The organism is Sporosarcina aquimarina (assembly GCF_023715615.1).
GTDB lineage: Bacteria > Bacillota > Bacilli > Bacillales_A > Planococcaceae > Sporosarcina > Sporosarcina aquimarina_A.
Window position 1 is genome coordinate 102,254 of sequence record NZ_JAMBOM010000004.1, and the last position, 22,760, is coordinate 125,013.

20 protein-coding genes are annotated in these 22,760 nt (G+C 39.9%); 18 read left to right on the forward strand and 2 right to left on the reverse strand.

Going from position 1 to position 22,760, the window contains the following annotated elements; all coding sequences use genetic code 11:
* Positions 1-609: 609 nt before the first annotated feature.
* The 6 genes from M3197_RS11870 (at position 610) to M3197_RS11895 (ending at position 8,424) form a co-directional block, all read left to right on the forward strand.
* Complete coding sequence (locus M3197_RS11870; protein ID WP_251661789.1) at positions 610-870, forward strand: hypothetical protein; 261 nt, start codon at positions 610-612, stop codon at positions 868-870.
* 1,562 nt (positions 871-2,432) lie between these two features.
* Positions 2,433-3,449, forward strand: coding sequence for a serine hydrolase domain-containing protein (locus M3197_RS11875; RefSeq protein WP_251661790.1), 1,017 nt, complete (start codon positions 2,433-2,435; stop codon positions 3,447-3,449).
* Between the two features lie 115 nt (positions 3,450-3,564).
* On the forward strand, positions 3,565-4,005 hold the full coding sequence (locus tag M3197_RS11880; protein WP_251661791.1) for a GNAT family N-acetyltransferase: 441 nt from the start codon (positions 3,565-3,567) through the stop codon (positions 4,003-4,005).
* A 906-nt stretch (positions 4,006-4,911) separates the two neighbouring features.
* Positions 4,912-6,312 (forward strand): M1 family metallopeptidase, encoded by a 1,401-nt coding sequence (locus M3197_RS11885; RefSeq protein ID WP_251661792.1) that lies wholly within the window; start codon positions 4,912-4,914, stop codon positions 6,310-6,312.
* Positions 6,313-6,964: 652 nt separating this feature from the next.
* Positions 6,965-7,921, forward strand: a complete 957-nt coding sequence (locus M3197_RS11890; protein ID WP_251661793.1) for a thymidylate synthase — start codon at positions 6,965-6,967, stop codon at positions 7,919-7,921.
* 14 nt (positions 7,922-7,935) lie between these two features.
* Entirely contained in the window at positions 7,936-8,424 is a 489-nt protein-coding gene (locus tag M3197_RS11895) for a dihydrofolate reductase (protein ID WP_251661794.1), read from the forward strand.
* A gap of 34 nt (positions 8,425-8,458) precedes the next feature.
* Here M3197_RS11895 and trhA read toward each other — a convergent pair whose 3' ends face one another.
* A complete protein-coding gene (gene trhA / locus M3197_RS11900) occupies positions 8,459-9,094 on the reverse strand; it encodes a PAQR family membrane homeostasis protein TrhA (protein ID WP_251661795.1) in 636 nt (211 codons plus the stop codon).
* 73 nt (positions 9,095-9,167) lie between these two features.
* Here trhA and M3197_RS11905 point away from each other — a divergent pair, with 73 nt between their 5' ends.
* The 10 genes from M3197_RS11905 (at position 9,168) to M3197_RS11950 (ending at position 17,096) form a co-directional block, all read left to right on the forward strand.
* A complete protein-coding gene (locus M3197_RS11905) occupies positions 9,168-10,007 on the forward strand; it encodes a DegV family protein (protein WP_251661796.1) in 840 nt (279 codons plus the stop codon).
* A gap of 62 nt (positions 10,008-10,069) precedes the next feature.
* Positions 10,070-10,888, forward strand: coding sequence for an SGNH/GDSL hydrolase family protein (locus tag M3197_RS11910; RefSeq protein ID WP_251661797.1), 819 nt, complete (start codon positions 10,070-10,072; stop codon positions 10,886-10,888).
* An 11-nt stretch (positions 10,889-10,899) separates the two neighbouring features.
* On the forward strand, positions 10,900-11,478 hold the full coding sequence (locus tag M3197_RS11915) for a YpmS family protein (RefSeq protein ID WP_251661798.1): 579 nt from the start codon (positions 10,900-10,902) through the stop codon (positions 11,476-11,478).
* A 15-nt stretch (positions 11,479-11,493) separates the two neighbouring features.
* Positions 11,494-12,015 carry a peptide-methionine (S)-S-oxide reductase MsrA gene (gene msrA / locus M3197_RS11920; protein WP_251661799.1) on the forward strand — a complete coding sequence of 174 codons (522 nt, stop codon included), beginning with the start codon at positions 11,494-11,496 and terminating at the stop codon, positions 12,013-12,015.
* A gap of 2 nt (positions 12,016-12,017) precedes the next feature.
* Positions 12,018-12,440 carry a peptide-methionine (R)-S-oxide reductase MsrB gene (gene msrB / locus M3197_RS11925; RefSeq protein WP_251661800.1) on the forward strand — a complete coding sequence of 141 codons (423 nt, stop codon included), beginning with the start codon at positions 12,018-12,020 and terminating at the stop codon, positions 12,438-12,440.
* Positions 12,441-12,456: 16 nt separating this feature from the next.
* Complete coding sequence (locus M3197_RS11930) at positions 12,457-12,678, forward strand: YozE family protein (RefSeq protein ID WP_025782938.1); 222 nt, start codon at positions 12,457-12,459, stop codon at positions 12,676-12,678.
* 80 nt (positions 12,679-12,758) lie between these two features.
* Positions 12,759-13,463: a purine-nucleoside phosphorylase gene (gene deoD / locus M3197_RS11935; protein WP_251661801.1), complete on the forward strand. Its 705-nt coding sequence runs from the start codon at positions 12,759-12,761 to the stop codon at positions 13,461-13,463.
* Positions 13,464-13,539: 76 nt separating this feature from the next.
* On the forward strand, positions 13,540-15,036 hold the full coding sequence (locus M3197_RS11940) for a lmo1851 family serine protease (protein WP_251661802.1): 1,497 nt from the start codon (positions 13,540-13,542) through the stop codon (positions 15,034-15,036).
* A 60-nt stretch (positions 15,037-15,096) separates the two neighbouring features.
* A complete protein-coding gene (locus tag M3197_RS11945) occupies positions 15,097-15,993 on the forward strand; it encodes a CobW family GTP-binding protein (protein ID WP_251661803.1) in 897 nt (298 codons plus the stop codon).
* A 194-nt stretch (positions 15,994-16,187) separates the two neighbouring features.
* Entirely contained in the window at positions 16,188-17,096 is a 909-nt protein-coding gene (locus tag M3197_RS11950) for a CAP domain-containing protein (protein WP_251661804.1), read from the forward strand.
* Between the two features lie 47 nt (positions 17,097-17,143).
* Here M3197_RS11950 and M3197_RS11955 read toward each other — a convergent pair whose 3' ends face one another.
* A complete protein-coding gene (locus tag M3197_RS11955) occupies positions 17,144-18,499 on the reverse strand; it encodes an MATE family efflux transporter (RefSeq protein WP_251661805.1) in 1,356 nt (451 codons plus the stop codon).
* Between the two features lie 118 nt (positions 18,500-18,617).
* Between M3197_RS11955 and murG the strand changes: the two genes are divergently transcribed.
* Both murG and M3197_RS11965 read left to right on the forward strand, forming a co-directional pair.
* Positions 18,618-19,700 (forward strand): undecaprenyldiphospho-muramoylpentapeptide beta-N-acetylglucosaminyltransferase, encoded by a 1,083-nt coding sequence (gene murG / locus M3197_RS11960; protein ID WP_251661806.1) that lies wholly within the window; start codon positions 18,618-18,620, stop codon positions 19,698-19,700.
* 198 nt (positions 19,701-19,898) lie between these two features.
* A complete protein-coding gene (locus tag M3197_RS11965) occupies positions 19,899-22,721 on the forward strand; it encodes a 2-oxoglutarate dehydrogenase E1 component (protein WP_251661807.1) in 2,823 nt (940 codons plus the stop codon).
* Positions 22,722-22,760: the final 39 nt, after the last annotated feature.

The window sequence follows — 22,760 nt, forward strand, 5'->3', positions numbered from 1 at the left end:
TGGAAATATGGCAAAGTAAGAGATTCATTGGCATAGTGGAATAAACCAACGTGCGCAAACAACCAATCGTTTTACAATATCCGTTTGAGATTAAATGGATAACCGCTGTAAATGTCATTGCTATTCAACATATAGTATGAATCCATAGAAATCTAGAAAACTTTCCTGTCCCAAGTGGGATAGGATTTTTTTGTGTAAACTGTTACCGGATTTTTGTTATTTCATTAAAAAGTCTGACAATGAATTAGAGAGTTTGGTATAATATAGAAAAAGATTAAAATTTATTTATATCTACAAACGAGTCATTATCTAACATGCAAGTTGTTGCTTTGTGCTCCAGACTGAACGCTTTCAGAGGGGCGTGGCTCGAGTCTTCTCGGTTGTTAAAATCTTGCGCCTTGTGGAGTCTCAAGACGAGTGCAAAGATATGCTCTCAACGCTTTGATTTCGTTCGCAAAAGCCGTTCTTCGTTACGTCTCTCGCTGATCCCTTCGGAGTCTTCCGTCTTCTGCTCCAAGAAACGGAGAGGAGGATATACATTTAAGAAACGGCCCAAATTTTTGAATAAGATTTATTAAAAATCGTGATTAGCTGACAAGGAGTGGAGAAATGGGCAAAGAAATAGTAAGACATATTTGGAATGCTATTTCAGGGATGTTTGTTTTGTTATTATCGCTATGGATGAGTGGTCCAGGTATTGGTGAGACGGATACACCAACCTACAGATGGTACTTCATGTTGCTGGTTGTTTTGTGGTTAATTGGATTTGTATTGCAGTTCAAGAAGCGATCTAGGCTTTTAGGAGTTGTTATAACACTCATACCTGTCATATATTACTTGTCAATTTATATACTAGCCGCATTTATGTAATCAGCAATCGGGGGTGTTTGCATCACAAGCTATCGCGACAATAATGCGAACGGGCCATTTTGTTCGAGAAGATTGTGATTATGAATTGTAAATGATCTGGGTGAAGATTTAATGAAGAACAATTCTTACAATATTGTCGTCCATGTTGTCAATTTGATCCTATTGGGATTTATCTATCTTTTTTTGGTTCTCCTTTCTTTAGTTAGCACACCCTTTGATGACCCTATCGATAGCATATTTGCATACTTTTTTATTGGTTTTATGTTCGTCCTGTGGGCACTTAATTATTGGCTCCAATACATGTCCAAAAAGAAAAAATGGTATCTGCCATTAGCCGGAACTGTTCTTTACTTTGCCATCGTTTTGTTTGTCTGGGGTTATGTTTATCCATTCATAAAGGAACTGTTAATTAAATAGTCGATTCCATAAAAGGGTGCAATTCTTTAACATGGATTTGTACACTTTTCATCAATATGGCCAGATTGGGGGGGAGTGAAATAAAGAAACCTAGATTAATATTTCATGTTGTAACATTTTTAGTAGCTCTTGTAGTTGCTGTAATTAATTATCCATCAACTATTTCGGATGTAGCTATAACGGTAGCTTGCTGTGCAGTATTTTTCTACGGTCCCTCCGTACTTTTCAGAGGAAAAGAGAAGACGTTTTAAATAGTAAAGATTTAAGCAAAAGGACGCTATTCTTGCATACCACGCTAAGTTGATTGGAGTGCAAGACGGCGACTTCGGGAGGATCAGCTTGTGTCTTGAGACCCTGGACGGAGCGTAGCGAAGGAAGCGGCTCAAGCCACACTCTCCGGAACGCGTCCATCTGGAACGGAAATCAACGGCGTTACACAGTTGCAGAATCGGAAGCGATTCTGGAAAACTACATTTCAACAATAGGTCCAGTTTCGCCATTACTAATTCTTTCTGAGGTGATTTAAATTAACTGGTATAAGTTTATAGACCGCTTTACCTTAACAGGCGTTTTCATACTGCTTATTCCATCTTGGTTCAAGCCAATTTACTTTATGCTTTTTTGGGTGTTGCTGGGTATACATTTTATAAATCTAGGAATTCCTAATTATAAGGATCAGAAAAAAAGTTCTATCATAGCTATCTCATCTGGGATAATTATTATTGGATCGTGTTTATTTGGATCAATTCGATAGAGAAGCTATCAGATGCTTTTCTGAAATATGGTTTCAACAGTAGTGTCAATTGGTTTATGCAGGAGGTAATTATGTATTTCTTTCTTATGTTAACGTCTATTATTGTGATCGTTACTTTAATAGGCATTATGGTGACCTTTGCTTACCATATTTTACGGAATAAAAAGAATCCTTTCTCTTGGTTTACTTTAGCTATAATTGCCTTCTTTTTAGTTTTAAGCATTTGGCAAGGTATATGTTTTTTGAATTTGGCTTAGGTGCTTGTTAAATAAATGAAGACTTTAACACAAGAAGGATATTGCTGGAAATGGGCGAAATTGAGAACATGATAGGGAGGAAGAGGGCTGGAAATTAGAACTTAAACTATTGCACTGGTTAAGGGGAAATTCTATTGGAGAATGTCAGAAAATTAATTGATTGGGTAGAAGATATAAAAGAAAAAAATAATAGTAGCGCTTGTTCATTATATATACTTCAAGATAACAAAGTGATATTGGACCATTATAGTGGTTTTCATTCTAATTCTGCTGAAGCAATTCCAATCAATTCATCTTCTCAATATAACGTAGCATCTGCAAGAAAAAGTTATCTCGGATTAGCTGTGGCGTATGCTCTTTACGAGAGGAAAATCAAAAGTCTTGATGACTACGCAATTAAATACTTTGAAGAAATAGATGAACACCTTCTTGGTAAAACTACATTACGTCATTTAGTAACTCATACTCACGGTTTACACCAAAAAGAAGATGGAACTATTTTTAGAGAATTTGAACCGGGTAATGGATGGGCTTATAGAGGAATAAATATATTAATGATGACTCGGTTGGTAAATAGACTTTTTAATAAGAGTTTTCCTGAGCTTTTAAAAGAGAGAGTGTTTATACCTTTAGGTTTAAAGAAAACAATCTGGCAAACTAAAGAGGATGAAGCGTTAGTAAAAGAAATTATTAATCCATATGAAAATGGTTCCTATAAGTTGGGTAGTACCGATAATAGCACTGAATCAAACCTTTATACGACTGCGTCTGAGTTTGCACAATGGGGAAATCTTCATTTAAACAAAGGCATTGTCAATGGGAGACAAATCATTCCAAAAGAAGTGGTTGAAATTGCTACTCAAATTCAAAGCCCTATTTTAAAGGATAATAATCTTCCACGGAATGGATTGTTTTGGTATGTACAAGGTAATCCTGCCGACCTCAGTGAGATTGGGGATAGAACACCTAAAGGATCTTATCAAATTTTAGGAATAACGGGACCGACTCTTTTAGTGATTCCAGAATACAATGTTGTTGTAGCTAAAATGTATAACAAACGATATAACTATGGTGGCGAAAATTATCTTTACTATTTAAGAGAATTTAGTAATTTAGCGACGGATACCTTTCGAGCTAAAATTATGAAGTGATTTACATAAAGAATAGTTGATGGCTGCAACATTCCGGCTGTGTAAATTCTGCTAATACTATTCCGTAATTAGGTAAGTTTGTAAGATAATTATTAGGAGTAAGAAGGTGATTAAGATGGAAATAACATTAAAAGCTTTAAATCTAGATAATTATGAAGAGGTATGCGACCTCTCAGTTTCAAAAGAACAAGAAGACTATGTTGCAGAAAATATGTGGTCTATCGTTGAATCTAAGTACCATCCTTCCTATGAAACTCGTGCTATATATTCTGGGGATAAACCAGTAGGCTTTTTTATGTGGGTACCCGAAACTACAACAAAAACTAGTATCTGGCGTTTTATGGTAGATGAAAAATATCAAAAACAAGGTATAGGGCGGAAAGCGCTACACCTAGCAATAGAAGAAATGCGTGAAAATAAGGAACTTGAAGTAATTGAAATTTGCTACAACCCAGAAAATCCCGTGGCTTATAATTTTTACGCTAGTTTCGGATTTAAGGAAATGGGATTGGATGAGGATGGGGATGATATGCTAGCAGTTTTGAGAATTAGATAGCTTTATTATATCGTAGGCATATCTGGATTAGACATCAGTGTCGGAGGGGTGAAATTAATGGGTTTTTGGTGAAGAAGAGGTACTGTTTTTCGTTGCAAAACACTAGAAGTAAAGAAAATCTCAAAAGATACCTCCCGCCCTTCGCAATACCAACATTTAAGTTTTAAAGTCATTCGAAGAATATCTTATTATAAATATGTTCGAAAGGTGACTAGTTGTATTGATATACAGTTAATGTCTTTTACGGCTGGTTTGCACGTATACGAACCGAAACCAGCCGTTGTATTGTGGCTATTAGACTTAAAGAATCCGAGTGGTGCTGTTCAATATGTAATGTTGTCCCCTTCTCTACAAAAACATTCAAAGAGATAATTAGAGCAAAATCATTGGGCGACAGGTCAGTCAAGCCCTTGGGTTAGTAACTTTCGTCTTACCAAAATAGAAATGCTTAGCGAATCCAGTATACGGTATACCGTTAAATACGATCTAGAGTCTTCATATAAAGATTTTGGTAGTAAGCAGAAGATTGTAATCATGAAAGAATAATGAACCATATAGAGAGAATTGGTTTATTTCATCAATAACAACGAAATATAATCAAAGGGAAGCATTTACCCCAGCCGAGACAGTTTTAAAATAGAGCATTACAGTTAGCAATCAAATAAAATGAAGAGTTTTTGAAACTAATGCTGTCGTTTGCTTCACAAGTAATCGTACGAATACCGTAATAGGGCCATTGTGTTTAAAATAAATATCGGTTTTGGGATTTGCGTGGGATTAACAGTTTTGAAGTAATCTACAAATCCTTTTAAGAATAGAAATGTAGTAAGTAAAAATTACAGAAGTGGGGCGTGTCAAGTTAAAAAGAGATTAACGCTTATAATGCTTGTTCTAATTATAATCTTGATGGTTTTTGTTTTTCTGAAACCTGCCCCAAGAAACGTAGACAAAGAGATAGTATTAGTTGAAAAAAACGTGCTAAAAGAAGATTTTTCACCTCAAACGCTACCATCCGGTAATGAAAGTCGTTATGATATTCACTTGAAAATGGAGACAGATGGGGAGTTTCAAATAGGAACTGCAATTGAAATTAAAAATACATCAGAAGATACGTGGCAAGAATTAGTCTTTTATTTTATTCCTAACATATTTACGCAAGATAGTTCAGAGCAGTTGGGAAATACCTTGGATGCTTCAGCGACTATACAGGTACATGATGTTTTAGTAGATGATAAAACCTCCGGATTCACTTTGGCAAATGACACATTAACTATCCCATTAGATGCCCCGGTCCAGCCAGGGGAGAATGTAGCAGTGGATTTTTCCTACCAATTTATTTTGCCGGTAGGTGGGCTACGATTTACGAAGACCAAGGACAACTATCATCTAGCCCAATTTTATCCCATGCTCGCTACATATCGAGATCATAAGTGGAATAAGGAGGAGTATGGATTCAGGGGAGAAACATTCCACACCGGATTCAGTGATTTTCATGTATCGTATGATATTCCGGAAAGCTATACCTTTGTTTCTACAAGTGAAGAAGAAAGTTATCCTAGCCAAAGAATTGGTGCATTTCATGTAAAGGATGTTAAGGAAATTTTTATAGCAATATTGAAAGATCCACTTGTTGTCGAGAAACAAGTAGGGGATGTAAACATACGGGTATTCGGATTTGAAGAGAAGGACGATTTATATAAGGAGATTAGTGAAATTGCTTCTGATTCATTACAGTACTTTCAACAGATACTGGGGCTATATCCATTTACACAATTAGATATAGTGTTGGATAGTCTTGGAATGGAATATCCAGGTATTGTTACGGCAGGTTCAATTTATAGCAAACCAATAAATGATGAAGCTGTGAAAAATATGGTTATTCACGAAATTGCACATCAATGGTTTTACGGGGTTATCAATAATGATCCATATAATGAAGCCTGGTTAGATGAGGGCTTTACCTCATTCGCCGAAGAGATGTATCATTTCTCTAAAACTGATGACGAAGTCCCTTATGAGAACATGCTAAATAGAATTGAACTAATCAAAGATTCCTCATTACCTGTAAACCTACCACTCGACCAATATGAAAATAATTCACACTTCTACGGTAAGGCCAGAACAATGTTATGGCAATTATTTAAAGAGAGAGGTGGATTAGAAGAGGCAGAAAAATTTTTAAAAACCTATTATAATATTTATAAATATAAAGAAGTAAATACTGAGGAATTCGTTAGATTCGCCCGTAATTATTTTGATCTAGAAGACGATTCCGAACTCTCAACTTGGTTGGAAATAAATAATTAAATTGCTCTAACGTTCATCAACCGAGCAAGATCGATGTAATTAGTTGTATCTGAATATGAAATAGAATAGGCAGTTGAAAATGATCAATATACTTGTTTGATTATTAATAGGAATATTCCTGTCTATTATTAGTAAAAAATTGTTTATTATGGGGTTATGCTTATATTTATAGCCACACAGTCTTTGTTGAGTTAACAAAATACCTATTAGTTTTTAAGGTGTTGAACATCCCTATCGTTTATTAGTTGAGATTTCATTAACTGGTGTCACAATATGCATAGCTTGGAGAACTATTAAAATACTTTTTGAGGAAAATATAGAATAGAACTATTCGTTTCAAAATTATAAAATCCGATGGAAAAACAATTTGGGGATTTCGGTATTTGCATTTACAGGGTGTATTTTTTGTATGAGCATGGAGTTTGCATGATTATAAGAAAGAGTAAAAAATGCCGTGAGAAAATCTTATAAACGCGATGGCTATCAGAGATACCTGACTTACGAGGTATATTTTACTCAATGGTCTAAAAACACACCACCGAAGTGGCAGTCCTAACAGCTGCTTGGGTGGTTTTTTGTTGACTTCTTGGAATTTGTAATAGGTAACCTTCACTTGGTATAGTAAGACTAGAGAGTAACAGGAGGGTGTACAATGAAACAATATTTAGAACTTTGCCAGCATGTACTGGACACAGGAGTGCAAAAAGGGGATCGTACCGGTACGGGAACTTTGAGTGTATTTGGTTATCAGATGCGTTATGACTTACAACAAGGGTTTCCATTAATGACTACTAAAAAGACGGCGTTTCGCCTGATTGTATCAGAACTTCTATGGTTTTTAAAAGGAGATACCAATGTCCACGCGTTAGTGGAAGAAAATAATCCAATTTGGGATGAATGGGCATTTGAAAAATGGGCCAACAGTGAAGAGTATACGGGTCCTGATATGACGGATTTCGGAAGACGCGCCCCTGTGGACGAGGAATTCAGAGCTCTGTATGAAATTGAAATGTCACGCTTTAAAAAGCGAATACTTGAAGATCCATCATTTGCTGAAACTTACGGCGATTTGGGTCCTGTTTACGGAAAACAGTGGCGGAGCTGGGGGTCTGGATCAGCTGAATCTAGTCAACAGCCAATCGACCAGATCGCACGGTTGATCGAAGGGTTGAAAAAAAATCCTGATTCGAGGAGACATATTGTTACAGCTTGGAATCCGACGGAAATGGAAGATATGGCATTACCACCTTGTCATGCATTGTTCCAATTTTATGTAGCAGATGGGAAATTGTCATGTCAACTGTATCAGCGAAGTGCAGATATCTTCATTGGTGTCCCGTTTAACATTGCATCGTATGCTTTGCTAATACATTTGATCGCACTAGAAACAGGGCTGGTTCCGGGAGAATTCATCCATACATTAGGAGATGCTCACATTTATTCGAATCATGTCAATCAAGTAAAAGAACAATTGAGCAGGGAACCTAGAGAATTACCAACAGTCACTATTAACATGGAAGGCAAGTCAATATTCGACCTATCGACATCTGACATTGTCTTGACGAATTACAATCCACATCCAAAAATCAAAGCACCAATTGCTGTTTAAAAAGGAGGCACACTATGATTTCATTATTGGCTGCGCATGATGAGAACCGTGTTATTGGGGTAGATAACGAAATGCCTTGGCATATCCCTGAGGAACTAAAGTATTTCAAAGAAAAAACGATGGGGAAAGGCATCATAATGGGGAGGAAAACGTTCGAATCTATTGGTCGGCCACTTCCAGGACGTCTAAACATCATCCTTACACGCGATGAGGATTACAAAGCTGAAGGTGTCGTCATTGTCCATTCGTTGGAAGAAGCCATTGCACGGGCTGAAAGCTATGCAGACGAAGTCATGGTGATTGGTGGGGCTCAAATCTTCGAGATGGCAATGCCTTACGCTGACCGACTTTACACGACGATTATTCGTCGTACATATAAGGGAGATACGTTTTTCCCACCATACAACATGGGATGGAAACTCATTTCAGAATCCAAAGATCATCATACAGAGGACGGTCTCGCTTACGCCTATCACATTTATGAACGCGAAACAGCAGCATAAAAAAAGGCAGCCGTTACTTGGCTGCCTTCCTTTCCTATACAAAGAGCAAAACACTAAAATACATGGAAGCGCTGCCAGCTAAAACGAACAGATGCCAAATCGCATGGTTGTAGGGGAGACTACGCCATGCATACACTAAAGCACCAAGTGTATACAGCACACCACCCACAACGAGCAACGTAATCCCAGTTCCAGTGAGGGTAGCGTATAATGGTTTTATCGCAATAATGATCAACCATCCCATCACGATATAAAGAATGAGAGAAACAATTTCGAAACGGTGGATAAAGAATACTTTAAAAAGCGTTCCAAAAATCGCTAACCCCCAAACGATTCCGAAGAGCGTCCATCCTAAACCACCACCGATTGCGAGTAAAACAAATGGGGTATAGGTACCTGCAATTAAAAAATAGATGGCAGAATGGTCGAAGATCGAGAAGAGCCTTTTGAACTTTTCCGGTAAACTATGAAGAAGTGTACTCATTGAATACAACAATATCATGGAGACGCCAAAAATAATATAACTGACGAGCGCGAGTGCATCGCCTTGCTGAACTCCTTTTAAAATTAGAAAGACGAGAGCTGGAATACTCAAGAGCACTCCCAAACCGTGAGTTATGGCATTCCAACGCTCTTCTTTACGGGTTTTATAGTCAAATGCGCTTTCCATTGGCGAAAAGCCTCCTTTTCGTTCATTATACTAAAATAGAAACACGGTTTCCACTGACAGAGGAGAGAATGAAATGAGTAAAATAACAATTGTAACGGATTCTACAGCAGATTTAACACAAGAAGAAATCAACCAATACGGAATTAAAGTGGTCCCCCTGTCCATTCATATTGACGGTGAGATCTATCAAGATCAAGTTGATATCAGTCCTACGGAATTTCTAGACAAGATGGCGGCAGCAAAAGAGTTGCCGAAGAGCTCACAACCGTCATCAGGTACCTTTAATGAGTTATACGATGAACTAGGTAAAGATGGTAGTGAAGTATTGTCCATCCATATGACAGGTGGTATGAGTGGAACTGTAAAATCTGCGGAAGCGGCAGCTGAGATGACCGAGACTTCTGTTACCGTCATGGATTCCCGATACATTTCTCATGCACTGTCCTTTCAAGTGATTGAAGCGGCTAAATTAGCACAGCAAGGGAAAAAGATGGATGAAATTGTTCAACACTTGAACGAGGTACGGTCTAAAACGATGCTCTATGTAGTAGTTGACAAATTAGATAATCTCGTTAAAGGTGGTCGCATCGGCAAAGGAAGAGCGGTTATAGGATCTTTGCTTAACATTAAGCCAATTGCTTCTCTTCAGGATGGTGTCTATACACCTGTTGGTAAAGCGAGAAGTCATAAGCAAGTGGCTACACAACTTTTTGCCTCGTTTAAAGAAGATACAGCGGGGAAAATAGTGAAAGGTGTAGGGATTTCTCACGCACACGGTTTAGCAATGGCAGAACCATTGAAACGTCTAATCGAAGAAAGTGGTTTCACTGATATTAGGTTTTCATTCACATCACCGGTTGTCAGTACGCACACTGGAGCAGGAGCAATCGGTTTTATGTACTACACTGAGTGAGAACATGACTCTCTTAGCAATTCAGGAGTCTGATAATATAATGGAAATGAGGAAACTTAAAAATGAGAAGAAGAGCATGGATAATTTTACTTGCCTTCTCATTGGTACTAACGGGATGTGATCAGGTGTTCAAAAATAATGCAGAACCTTTTAACGAAAGACGGGACATCGAGTTTTCCAATTGGGAAATCCCCACTAACTTTGTGCCAAAGTCATTACACGTTGTGGGACTGGGAGATTCATTGACACAAGGTGTAGGAGATGAAGAGAAAAAGGGCGGTTATTTTGAACGGGTAGCTTCAGATCTGACTGAATGGGAAGGAATCTCTTTCGTGGAAACGGAAAACTTGGCGAAACGTGGTCGTCGAAGTGATCAGCTTGCCGAACAACTTGAGGACGCTGATATCCAGGCATCCATTGAAGACGCAGACATAATATTCATAACTATTGGTGGGAATGATATTATGAAAGTATTAAAAGCCAATTTGTTTAAGCTGAAGACAAAACCGTTTTATAAAGAACTAGGAAAATACGAAGAACGTCTAGATAATATCTTTGGAACGATTCGTGCGCTCAATCCTGATGCACCTATTGTCATGTCAGGTTTATATAATCCCATATTACTTATTACTGATGAAGTAAAAGAATTTGACGACATCATTGATGATTGGAATGCAGCAATTGAAACCAGGATAGAATTGGACGGCAATAGCTGTTTTGTGCCTGTCGCAGATTTGTTTGAAGAAAATACAAATATTGTCTATCATACAGACTTTTTTCATCCGAATGCTCAAGGCTATACGATGATGGAAGAACGCTACGTGAAATACTTGGAGGATTGTGGTTTGCAAGAACTGTTCCAAGGGGAAATGGACAGGTAGGAGATGATCGCTTGAACGGATGGAAAATCGCATTTTTCACATTATCAGGAATGATAGCAGCAGGGTTAGGAGGGGTCCTCTTTTTATTAGGTTCTGGTGGGCCGTCAGAGCCTTTACCTTCAGCAGAAGTGATCGAAAGTGGAGATGCTAATCTCCTTACAGTCCGAACGACAAAAAAAGATTTTGAAGGTATTGCAAATACGTATATCCGTGAAGCTATGAAAGGTGAAGAACTACCTGTTCAAATGAAAGTGAAGGATGATGTTATCCTTTATTCTGAGCTAACCGTATTTTCCTTTACGCTTCCAGTTATTATGCATTTTGATCCCATCGTACAAAAAGATGGGAACTTAATATTAAAGCAGTCTTCCATGGAATTAGGTCAATTAAACATTCCACCATCAACTGTTTTAAAAGTTTTACGAGATTCCGTTAAGTTACCTTCGTGGATGGTAGTTCGACCGAAGGAAGAAGAGCTTTTCATCGATTTATCAAAAGTACCAGTTGCAAAAGATGTATCGGTGCGTGCAAAATCGTTCAATCTAGAAAAGGATGAAATCTTACTTGAAGTATCCATCCTCAAAAAATAAGGAGTGGTGTACGTCATGAAGCAATTTGCAACGTTTGCTGGTGGGTGTTTTTGGTGTATGGTGAAGCCTTTTGACAAATACGACGGAGTACTTTCCGTTGTCTCTGGATATACAGGTGGAGATGTTCCGAATCCATCTTACGAGCTAGTCTGTTCAGAAACTACAGGTCATCGAGAAGCGGTTCAAATCGAATTTGACGATGAGATCATTTCTTATCGCAAATTATTAGATATCTTTTGGCGCCAGATTGACCCAACTGATAGTGGAGGACAATTTTTCGATCGTGGGGAGTCGTACGAAACCGCTATTTTTTATCATTCGGCTGATCAGCAGAAAGAAGCCGAACAATCTAAGCTTCAACTAGAACTGTCAGGAAAATTCTCGAAGTCCATAGCGACTGAAATTTTACCGGCGAAACCGTTTTATTTGGCAGAAGAGGGGCACCAAGATTATTATAAGAAAAATCCGGTGCATTATAAACGCTATTCAGTTGGGTCTGGTAGAGAACGTTTTAAATCAGAGAATTGGAGTGAGTGATCATGAAAGAGGATTTGAGAAATCGATTAACCGAAATGCAATATCATGTCACACAGGAACAAGGAACTGAACCTCCATTCCGCAATGAATTCGACAAGCATTTTGAAAATGGAATCTATGTAGACGTTGTTTCAGGAGAACCTCTATTTAGTTCAAAAGATAAGTATGATGCGGGTTGTGGGTGGCCAAGTTTTACAAAACCTATTGTAAAAGAAGAAGTGACTGAGCATTTCGACACAACACATGGAATGCGTAGAACTGAAGTACGCAGCAAAACAGCAGACTCTCACCTAGGACATGTCTTCCCGGATGGTCCAGGGGAAGAGGGAACTCGTTACTGCATTAACTCAGCAGCGTTACGTTTTGTACCTGTTGAAAAATTTGACGAAGAAGGTCTGGGCGACTACAAAGCTCAATTCCAATAAGAAAGGGGGTCCTCGGATGGACCGCTCTTTTTATCAATTTGTTTTATCCTATCGTGGTGGCGAAAAAAACGACCCTCATGCTATATTTGCAGAAAGCATGTTTAATGACCAAAGTTTTCCTAGGTATGAACGTTCTTTCGATACGTTATCACGGTATATCGAAGAAAAAGCTGATCCACAAATGCCTTCAGTTCTGTTTGACGAACTGTATCGTCATTTTGAAGATCGATTCCTTTAAACGGGCGGTGGAACCGTTGCAATACCGCCTGTTTAACTGTATGATAAAGACAGAAAATGAAAAAGAGGTGCTATGTAGAAATGAGTATACATATTAATGCGAAAAAAGGCGATGTCGCCGATACGATCCTACTTCCTGGAGATCCTCTCCGCGCGAAGTATATTGCAGAAACATTCCTTGAAGATGTTGTCCAATACAACGAAGTTCGTAATATGTTCGGTTACACAGGAACGTACAAAGGAAAGCGCATTTCTGTTCAAGGAACTGGAATGGGTGTTCCATCAATCTCAATCTACACGACTGAACTCATGCAAGAATTTGGCGTGAAAAAACTGATTCGCGTTGGTACTTGTGGTGCAATCCAAAAAGACGTGAAAGTCCGTGACGTCATTCTTGCTCAAAGTGCAACAACCAATTCACCGATTAACCGGACGTTCTTTAACGATGTGGACTATGCCCCAACTGCAAACTTCGATTTGCTTTTGAAAGCTTACCAAGCAGGTAAAGAAAAAGGTTTACATCTTCAAGTAGGAAATGTTTTCACTGAAGACTTCTTCTATAACGAGCACGCAGAACACGAAAAACTCGCTTCTTATGGAGTTCTAGCTGTAGAGATGGAAACGGCTGCATTGTATACTCTTGCTGCAAAGCACGGTTGCCAAGCTCTTTCTGTTCTTACAGTAAGCGATCATATTCTGACAGGTGAAGCAACAACTTCTGAAGAGCGTCAAACAACGTTCAATGAAATGATAGAAGTTGCTCTAGAAGCTGCTATTCAGGAATAATCCAAATGGGCCGCCAGCTAGTGAGCGGCCCTTTTTCGACTATATACGTAATAAGAAGTAGAAAGTGGGATCGCGAATGGACGAAAATGAACAAAAAGAGCAGATCCGGCCACCAGAGCCGGAACAACATCCTGCACACAATCGATATTTTAAGATCAAGCCGTTCTCGTTCGTCATGTTGATTTTCACATTAGTTATTCTTACTGCAGGAATTACGTTTTTTGCACTTACGTTTGGTGATGATAAAGTTGTCGAAGTCGTAAGTCCTCAAAAAAACGATCGTCAAGAATTCCAAAAGTTTTATGACGCCTATGACGAAATCAAGAAAAACTATTTTGAAGATATTGACGACAAAGCTGTATTGGATGGTGCGATAAACGGGATGGTCGACGCTTTAGATGATCCGTATTCAGATTACTTGAATACAGAAGAAACAGAACATCTAATGGAGAATATCTCATCTAGCTTCCAAGGTATCGGTGCTGAAATCCAAGAAGCAGACGGGTATATTAAAGTTGTTTCACCAATAAAAAACTCTCCTGCTGAAAAAGAAGGCTTGTTACCGAACGACCTAATTCAAGCAGTCGACGGTAAAAGCATTCAAGGCATGTCTTCTTCAGAAGCTGTCATGCTCATCCGTGGTGAAAAAGGAACAACCGTTACATTAACCATCAAGCGCGGAGAAAAAGCAGAACCATTCGAAGTGAAAATTAAACGAGATGACATTCCAGTAGAAACTGTTTATGCGGAAATGCTAGACGGGGGAATTGCGCATATTCGTATGACAACATTCTCAGAGCATACGTACGACGAGTTACTAACAGCTTTAGATGAAATGGAAGCCAAGGGAATGAAAGGGTTAGTACTTGATGTCCGACAAAACCCAGGCGGTGTCCTAGACGGCGCACTGAAAATTTCCGATCTATTCTTGGATAAAGGAAAAAACATCCTTCAAACCGAAGAAAAAGGGAAGAAACCAGTCCTCTATCCAGCATCTGATGGTCGAAAAGTAGAAGTACCTGTTGCACTTGTTGTCGATGATGGAAGTGCATCAGCATCAGAAATTCTAGCGGGTGCTTTGAAAGAATCCTCGGACATTCCGCTTGTAGGTATTAAAACATTTGGTAAAGGTACCGTTCAATCACCGCTCGATATGAAAGACGGTTCCAACTTGAAAATCACAACTGCAAAATGGTTAACACCAGAAGGTAATTGGATCCATAAAAAGGGAATTGAACCGGATGTAAAAGTAGACTATCCATCATATGCGATGCTGCCTTTCCTCGACCCTTCGGAAGAGATGAAAGAAGGCCGGGTATCCGAGAATACTGAAACTGCTAAAGAAATGTTGAAAGCAGTTGGGTATGATGTTGGGAAAGTTGACGGTCTATTTGATGCAACTATGACTCAAGCAGTAAAAAAACTTCAAGCTGATCTTAAACTTGAGGAAACTGGAGTTTTGACAGGAGATACAACAATGGGTCTCATGAACAAACTCCGCGAAAAAATCGAAAAAGACGATCCACAATTGTTGAAAGCAAAACAAGTTGTGCTCGACAAAATCGGTAAATGAGCTGAAGGCGCCCAATCCAACCGGATTGGGCGCCTTCTCTACTAGAAAGGGTTGAATGTGATGATAGATGTTTATTTATATAGTGGTTTCTTAGGGAGCGGGAAAACTTCGCTTCTTCTACATTCAATAGCACAACTAAAAGCGGAAGGGAAGAATCCGGCTGTATTGATGAATGAATTCGGGGAGTTACCAGTGGACTCAGATTCCGTATCCGCATCCGGCGATGTGCCGCTGAAAGAATTATTGAGTGGTTGCATTTGTTGTACGGGTTCTGAAAAGACAGAAGCACAGCTACAAGCACTTCTTGAAGACTATGCAGACATTGATGTCATATTGATTGAAACAACGGGCGCAGCACACCCTGTGGAGGCGTTAGACGCTGTCTATTCACCTTTGTTTGCAGATCGACTGCGAGTGAAGGGGATTGTTACTGTTGCGGATGCACCACGCTGGCTTCATCGTGAACAGCTCTCACCTAGAATTCACTCTTTGATGTTAGAACAAATCAGACATGCGCATGTTATCGCATTAAATAAATCTGATTTAGTAACGGATTCTCAATTAGCAACCATATCAATGGAACTTGCTAACTTGAACACGTCTGCACCTATCGTTCAGACGGTTCAAGGAAAGTTAGATTTCTCATTCATTGAAAAAACGTTGTCTGCAGAGAACTCTACTCATCATCCGATTATCTCAGGTAAGAACTTACCACTTTCATCGAAAGTCATTTCCTTTTCGCATTCTGTTATGAAAGAGGATGTAGAAGCATGGACAGCGTCACTACCAGACACTGTATATCGCATGAAAGGGTATATTCCTATTGAAGGTGTTAAAAATCCGATGTTATTCCAATATGCTTATGGCATGGTCAATTGGATGCCCGAATACGTAAAGATGCCCGAGCGTCTAGTTGTAATTGGTGAAGGCATAGATCAGATTGCCTGGAACGATTAATAAGTCGCTTTATCATGGTTTGTCAACACGATTTGTTATCCAATAATTCATCCCAAATCCATAGATATCCAATGAACACTCTTATGAACTCTTTTTTCTTAGTCTGCGAGATAGAGAGTGGGGATGTCTCCAAGGAATTCCAGTTTTCCAGTAGCCTTCTTCGTTTACGATAGTTTCGAAGGGAGGCGTACAAGATGAAAAAATCGATTGCAGTCATCTTACTCGGTTCGGCACTCGTATTGCCGAACAGTAGCCAAGCAGAAGCTTCAACTCTAGATTCTGCTCAAGTTAACAAAGTAGTAAAAACTATTCAAGTGGAGGGGAATCTACAGCAACTCCCAACACAGCTCAAATACAATAAGTGGGATCTACAAGCCTACTACAATGGGTTAGCTAGCTGGTTAATAAAACACTATGTCAAGCCACAAGAGAAACCTGTAGAAAAACCGGATACACCAGTTGAAAAGCCAGATACGCCAGTAGAAAAACCGGATACGCCAGTAGAAAAGCCGGATACACCAGTTGAAAAACCAGATACGCCAGTAGAAAAGCCGGATACACCAGTTGAAAAACCAGATACGCCAGTAGAAAAGCCAGATACACCCGTTGAAAAACCGGATACGCCAGTAGAAAAGCCAGATACACCCGTTGAAAAACCGACACCACCAACGAATCCAACACCTGAAGAGAAACCCGATCAAACACCCGGACAAGGACAAGTTTCTGCAAGTCAGATCGAAAAAGCGGTCTTGACGCTTACGAATGCAGAACGTCAAAAAGCAGGTTTGAAACCACTTCAAATGGATGATAAATTGATGAAGACTGCTCGTGCAAAATCTGCAGACATGGCTTCTAAAAATTACTTTTCTCATACGAGCCCAACATACGGCTCACCGTTTGATCAGATGAAAGCAAACGGTATTACGTACCGTGCTGCTGCTGAAAACATTGCAATGGGACAACGTAGTGCTGAAGAAGTTGTTAAAGGATGGATGAATTCTCCAGGACACCGTCAAAACATCTTGACTCCTGGTTTCACTCACATCGGAATTGGTTACGATGCAAAAGGTAACTATTGGACACAACAATTCATTCAAAAATAAAAGAAACCGCCTGCTTAGCAAAGGAATTTGCTGAGCAGGCGATTTTTTTATCCATTTAACCGGTCATGCCTTTTCTGAACAATTCTTAGTCTAATACTTAACGCAATGGCACCAACTGTTAGCCCGGCAATTAAACCTACCCAATATCCGAATGGGCCAAGCCCAGTAAAAGTTGCTGATACATAGCCGACAGGAAGTCCAATCACCCATAGGGATATAAAGCCCATCAGGAATGTAATGTTGACATCCTTATAACCGCGTAATGCCCCTTGTATGGGTGCTTGAACTGCGTCAGATAACTGAAATAGTGATGCAAATATAAAAAACTGTGCTGCCAATGTAATGATTGACTTGTCTGTCGTGTACAACGAAGCGATTGGCTCACGGAATCCTAATAATAGTGCGATGCCTAGAAAGCTGAAAATTACGGCGAAACTAATGCCAAGCAAGCTATACTTCTTTGCATCGTTAGTTTGACCTGCTCCAATCGATTGTCCGACTAGTATAGTCGCTCCCATTGATATACTAAGTGGAATCATATACAACAAAGAAGTGAAGTTTAGAGCGACTTGGTGCGCAGAAATCACTTCAGTTGAATAAGCACTCATTAATAACGTAACGACTGAAAAAATACTGGTCTCAATGAAAATGGACATTCCAATTGGTACACCAATGGACAAAATCTCTTTCCAATAAGACCAACTAGGTAACTGCCAATGACGTAAAAGCTCGTATTTCTGATAAGGTTTACCTGCCATTGCGACTACTCCGGCGATAGCAAATACAATCCAATAGGTAATTCCTGAAGCATAACCAGCACCAGCTCCTCCAAGCTCAGGGAATCCAAAGTGCCCGTAGATTAATAAATAATTCAATAACACGTTGATAGGAGCAGAAATAAGGATAATGAACATCGACACTCGAGTAGAGCCAAGCGCATCGAAGAAGGATCGCAACACAGTATATGCAAACAATGGTACAAGACCGACACTCATCCCTTTTAAATAATCAATCGCAATAACACTCACTGCTGATTCGAGTGACATGGTACGGATGATTGGGAAGAATACGAAAAGAATTAATCCCAAAACTACTGCTGCTAACGCAACGGATACATAGATTCCTTGTTGAACAGACGGTCGAACATGCTCGTTCCGACGGGCTCCGACATGTTGCGCAATAATCGGAGTAAGCGCCATAAGGATTCCTGCAAGACCTGTATAAACGGGTACCCAAAACGATGAACCAATCGTTACCCCGGCTAAATGGTATGTATTGTATCTCCCGGTCATAAGGATATCAAAGAATGTTACTAAGTACAGCGCAACCTGTGTGATTAAAATGGGCATCACAATCTTGGCAAAACGGAATGATTTTCTTTCCTGAGGAAGAGAAGATTCCATCGATTTCCCTCCTTTTTATTTCAACCCTTATTGTATCATGCTTATTTTGGTATACTATCAAAAGAAACATTTGAGAATGACTTAAATTTTTTACGAATAGTAGAGGTGAACGGCCCTAATGAAACGGCCAGTAATCGTGTTAACAGGTGGAGGAACGGCGGGGCATGTCTCGGTTAACGAAGCAATTATCCCGACATTTATAGAACGAGGATACGAGATACATTACATCGGCTCCCATGAAGGAATTGAACGAGATTTAATCGGTAAAGGTCATCCAGAAGTGACTTACCATGCAATTGATAGTGGAAAACTAAGACGTTATTTTTCAATGAAAAATTTCACAGACCCTTTTAGAGTAGGTGCAGGCGTTCTACAAGCCTTTTCGATTTTGCGTAAGTTGAAACCGGAAATCATTTTCTCTAAAGGTGGTTTTGTATCAGTTCCTGTAGTACTTGCTGCTAAACTTGCACGTGTTCCAGTCGTTGCTCACGAATCAGACGTATCTCCTGGTTTAGCAAACAAAATCGCACTTCCTTTTGTCAAGCACATCTTTACTGTCTTTGAAGAAACACTTTCCTACGTGCCCTCAGAGAGATCTTCTTGTACAGGTGCTATTATCCGGCCAGAACTATTTGAAGGGGATCGGAAGACAGGGCTAAGGATGTCCGGATTATCTGAAGAGAAGCCGGTTGTTATTGTAATGGGAGGGAGTCAAGGCTCTGCAGTTCTCAATGATGCATTACGAGGAAACTTATCAGTTATTTTAAAGGAGTTTCAAATCATTCATCTATGCGGTAAAGGAAATCTTGACGAGTCACTTGACCAAACAGTAGGCTATGTCCAGTTTGAGTATGTTACTGAAGGGTTACCCCATTTGATGGCAGCATCAGATTTAGCACTTTCCCGTGCGGGATCGAACGCAATATTTGAATTACTAGCAATTCGTATACCGATGCTACTCGTACCACTGTCAGCAGAAAAAAGTCGCGGAGACCAAATATTAAATGCTAAGCACTTTCAGAAACTTGGTTTTGCGCACGTGATTAATGAAGAAGATGTCACGGAAGCAACGTTACTATCGGGTCTTATTGGGTTAGCCGATGACAAATCGAACATTGTATCAATTATGAAACAGACAGATGCGACAAAAACGCCTGAAGAGATGGCGAATCTGATTCTCTCTTGTCGAACGAGTGTATAAAACCAATTATCCACATAATAGACACTTGCCTTTTTAAAATTCTTGCATAGAGAGTCTACAAGGTGTAAACTAGTCCGCGGATAATACATGTAGTTACTAGAACGAAACCCTTTCAGTTCAAGTATTTGCATGGTAACATAGAAATGGATATAAAAATTTGTGCAACATGCCAAAAGGCAAATGTGGAGGTAATAACTCATGTCGAACAGTGTTGGTTCCGAGCGTTCACCGTATGCAGCTTTTTCAGGTCCGAACCTTGGCTATGTAATGGAGATGTATGAGCTTTATAAAAATGCACCAGAATCCATCGATCCGGAACTTGCTGAATTTTTCAAGCGAAATGGTAGACCTGAAACGGGAAGCGATGACTTCTCAAGTTTAGCAACAGCAGATGGAGCTCAAGGAAGTCCAGCTGATTTCCGTAAAGTACTTTCCGCTTACAAACTCATGGATGCAATTCGGGCATACGGACACCTAAACGCTGATATTTACCCGCTGAATGACCGTCCTAAAGACGCTTCACGAATTGAACTTTCAGCTTATAACCTATCTGAACGTGATCTAGAAGCAATGCCTGCCTCTTTATTCTTAACAGAAGTGCCTGTTCAAGTAGAGAATGCGCTGGATGCAGTGAACTATTTAAAATCCCTTTACACGGGCAAAATAGCTTACGAATTCGCTCATTTGATCGAGGTTGAGGAAAAACAATGGATTAAAGACAACATCGAATCTGGTAAATTAGCGGTTTCACTTACAGCCGATGATAAAAAACAATTGTTAGATCGTTTAACTAGAATTGAAGGTTTCGAGAAGTTCATCCACAGAACGTTTGTAGGAGCGAAGAGATTCTCGATTGAGGGCCTTGACACGCTTGTCATCTTCCTTGATGAATTGGTGAGACGTTCAGAAGAAGTAGAAACAAAGAAAATGTTGATCGGAATGGCGCACAGAGGTCGTTTGAACGTACTAACTCACATTTTGAACAAACCTTATGAAATGATGTTTGCAGAATTTGCGGGAGTTCCATCTGGCCCGTTTCTTCCTGAAGATGGTTCAGTTGAAGTGACTCGCGGCTGGTTTGGCGATGTGAAGTATCACCTTGGTGCTTTATATAAAGGTCAAACAGGTATGGATCGCTTCCTAGCGTACAACCCATCCCACTTGGAAGTTGTGAATCCGGTGATTGCAGGTCAAACTCGAGCTGCACAAGAGAATACAGATCACCCTGGAATTCCCGTACAAGATACGAATGCTGCTTATGCAGTCATGGTACATGGAGATGCTGCGTTCCCTGGAGAAGGGATTACGCAGGAAACATTCAACTTCAGCCGTATCCGCGGATTCCAAACTGGCGGATCCATTCATGTCATTGCGAACAATATGATTGGATTTACGACAGAGTATTACGATTCTCGTTCTACACACTATTCTTCAGATATGGCAAAAGGTTTTGAAGTACCAATTCTACACGTGAATGCAGATAGTCCAGAAGATGTCATCGGGGCAGCACTATTCGCGTTTAACTACCGACAGAAATTCGGTAAAGACGTTCTTATCGATCTTCTTGGTTACCGTCGTTACGGTCATAACGAAATGGATGAACCGATGGTTACAAACCCTGTTATGTACCATGACGTGCACAACCATCCGACTGTAAGACAGTTGTATGGAGAAAAGTTAGCACAAGAAGGCATCTTGTCTGCCCAAGACGTTGAGGCATTGGATGCAGAGGTATTTGCTGAAATGCAGCGTGCATATGACAAGGTGAAAGAGTCTACTTCTGACACAAGCAAGAGTTCCAATGCAACACCTGAAGCAGTCCTTGCAGGGTATCCTCGAGATCTTCAAACAGGTGTATCTGAAGAACGTCTACGTCGGATGAATGAAGAATTGCTCTCTTACCCAGAAAGCTTCAAAGTGTTCGGTAAGTTGGATCGTATTTTAAAACGACGCCAAGATCCGTTCAATGGAAAAGGAAAAATCGACTGGGCGCATGCAGAGCAACTTGCATTCGGTTCAATTCTTCAAGATGGCAAGCCAATCCGAATGTCGGGTCAAGACATTCAGCGTGGTACGTTTGCACATCGTCATCTTGTTTTGCATGATGAAAAAACAGGGGAAGAATTCGTTCCACTGCATCATATCAGTGATTCAAACGCATCGTTCGTTGCTTACAACAGTCCGTTGACGGAAGCGGGAGTTGTTGGCTATGAATTCGGCTATAATCTAGAAGAAGAGAAGACCGTTACAATTTGGGAAGCACAATATGGAGATTTCTCCAATATGGCTCAAGTGATGTATGACCAATTTATCTCTTCTAGTAACGCAAAGTGGGGCCAACAATCTGGTTTGATCATGATGTTGCCGCATGGTTACGAAGGGCAAGGTCCAGAACACTCAAGCAGCCGTATCGAGCGTTATTTGCAGCTATGTGCTGAAAACAATTGGACAGTGGCGAACATTTCAAGTGCCGCAAACTACTTCCACGTACTTCGCAGACAAGCGGCAATACTGGGAGATGAAGCGGAACGTCCACTCGTCATTGCAACACCTAAATCACTACTACGTCATCCACTCGTGGGTGCTGATCTTGCTGATTTGACGGAAGGTCACTTTGAAACAGTACTCGAAGAACCGAATACTGGTAAAAACGTAGAAAGCGTGAAGAAAGTGATTATGACTAGTGGTAAAATGGCAATTGACCTAGCGGAAAAAGTAAAGGGTGGAGAAGGATTTGACCACTTGCATATTGCACGCGTGGAACAACTATATCCATTCCCATCTGACAAATTAGCTGCTATCATTCAACGATATCCAAACGCCGAAGAAATCGTTTGGGTACAAGAAGAACCGAAGAATATGGGCTCCTGGTCATTCGCACTTCCATATCTATATGAGATTTCTCAAGGTCTCAAAGTGAATTACGTGGGGCGTATTCATCGTGCTAGTCCTTCTGAAGGAAACGGCACAATGCATAAGCTTGAACAGCAGCGAATTATTGAAGAAGCACTTAAAAACTAACTACAGCAATGACAGAATGATTGAACGATATTAGAGGAG